The organism is Actinomycetospora sp., from assembly GCF_055612215.1.
The window spans coordinates 1-2038 of the sequence record NZ_JBVPVA010000742.1 but is presented as its reverse complement, the minus strand read 5'-3'; the positions used below and the strand labels follow the sequence as shown (position 1 = coordinate 2038).

At 74.6% G+C, this 2038-nt stretch carries 2 protein-coding genes and 1 pseudogene; all 3 read left to right on the top strand.

Annotated features, from left to right (window positions below):
• A pseudogene (locus AC0CYZ_RS20245) lies at positions 1 to 188 on the top strand (sensor histidine kinase); the annotation flags it as partial.
• Positions 185 to 829 (top strand): response regulator, encoded by a 645-nt coding sequence (locus AC0CYZ_RS20240; RefSeq protein WP_472218588.1) that lies wholly within the window; start codon positions 185 to 187, stop codon positions 827 to 829. The pseudogene AC0CYZ_RS20245 and the gene AC0CYZ_RS20240, both read left to right, overlap by 4 nt.
• A gap of 302 nt (positions 830 to 1131) precedes the next feature.
• On the top strand, positions 1132 to 2038 hold a 907-nt coding region (locus AC0CYZ_RS20235), incomplete at its 3' end, for a serine/threonine-protein kinase (RefSeq protein WP_472218586.1).

Below are 2038 nucleotides of genomic sequence, written 5' to 3'. Positions count from 1 at the left end.
TCATCGAGGTGTGCGACGACGGCCGGAGCGACCAGGGCCCCTGGACGGCGGGGGTCGGGCTGGCCTCGATGCGCGAACGGGCCGAGGAGCTCGGCGGCCTGCTCAGCGCCGCTCCCTCCCCCGAGGGCGGCCGGGTGTGCGCCCGGTTGCCGCTCGCCCGGGCCGACGCCGAGGTCGGCGCACCGTGAGCGAGCCCGCGCTGCGGGTCGTCCTCGCCGACGACCACCCGGTCATCCGCGACGGACTCGCCGCGCTGCTGGGCGCGACGGAGGGCATCGATGTCGTCGCCACCGCCGCGGGCGGCGACGAGGCGGTCCGCCTCGCGGTGACCGAACGGCCGGACGTCCTGGTCATGGACCTCCACATGCCCGGCGGGCTCGACGGCCTCGAGGCGACCCGGAAGGTCCGGACGACCTCACCCGACGTCGGAATCCTGGTGCTGACCATGCTCGACGACGACGAGACGGTGCGCGCGGCCCTCGAGGCGGGGGCCGCCGGCTACGTCCTCAAGGGCGACTCCCGCCAGCAGATCGTGCGCGCCATATACGCCGTCGCGGCCGGGGCCACCATCCTCGGCTCGGGCGTGACCCACCAACCGTTGGCGGGGCCCGACCGCGCCCCGGACCCGTTTGCCGACCTCACCGCCCGCGAGCGCCAGGTCCTGGAGCTGCTCGCCTCCGGGAGCTCGACCGTCGCCATCGGGGCGCGGCTCGGCGTCGCCACCAAGACCGTCACCAACAACCTCTCGGCGATCTTCGCCAAGCTCGGCGTCACCGGCCGCACCGAGGCTGCCCTCCTCGCCCGCGACCACGGTCTCGGACGGCGCTGAACACCGTTGCGCCTGGGGGGTCGAGCTTCTCGTGCGCGGCGCCCGCGGTCGCCATCTCAGTGAGCCGGCGACGCGAACACCACGACGGAGCCGGCGCAGGTGGAGCCGGAGCCGCGGGTGCCGACTGATCCTCCCCCCGCCACCGGTGCCTCCCGGACACTGCGTTCATCGTTCGGGTGGGTCCGGCGGTTCGATCCGGGCCGGGAGTCGGCGATCACGACACGCCGGACGCGTATGTCTCGGGCCCCAGATGGGCAGACTCCCCCCGACGCGACGGCACGTTCGAGGGGAGGAGCACCGGGGTGGCCGAGGACGACCAGCTGATCGCCGGGCGCTACCGACTCGACGAACAGGTCGGGAGCGGGGCGATGGGCGTGGTCTGGCGCGCCGAGGACGAGGTGCTCCGCCGCACGGTGGCCCTGAAACAGGTCCGCCTCCCGAGCGGGGTCGACGACGACACCCGCGCCCAGGCCTACCGGCGGGTGATGCGCGAGGGCCGTCTGTTCGCCCGCCTCCACCACCCGAACACGATCGCGGTGTTCGACGTCGTCGACCACGCGGACCAGCCCTGGCTGGTCATGGAGTACCTGCCCTCGGAGAGCCTGTCCGAGGCGGTCGCCGCTCACGGGGTGCTGGCCCCGACCGCCGCCGCGCACGTCGGGCACCAGGTCGCCGCTGCGCTGACCGCCGCCCACACGGCCGGCATCGTCCACCGGGACGTCAAGCCCGGCAACGTCCTCCTCGGTGCCGACGGCGTGGTCAAGGTGACCGACTTCGGCATCTCCCGCGCCATCGACGAGGCCACGGTCACCTCGAGCGGGATGATGGCCGGGACCCCCGCGTACCTCGCCCCGGAGGTCGCCCGCGGCGCGGACGCCGACTTCCGCTCCGACGTCTACTCCCTCGGCTCCACGCTCTACGCCGCCGTCGAGGGCCGGCCGCCGTTCGGCCAGGACGAGAACGCACTGGCCCAGTTGCACCGCGTCGCGACGGGCGACTACACCCCGCCGCAGCGGGCCGGCTCGCTGACCTCGCTGCTGGAGCGCGTCCTCGCGGCCGACCCGACGCGACGTCCCGAGATGCACCAGGTCCGCGACGAACTCGGGCGCCTCGCCGCCGTCGAGGCCGAGACCGACGAATGGACCGGGTCGGAGCGCCAGCCGACCGGTCCCACGCTGCCGGTCGGCGGGTCCGGCCGCGCGCTCACCT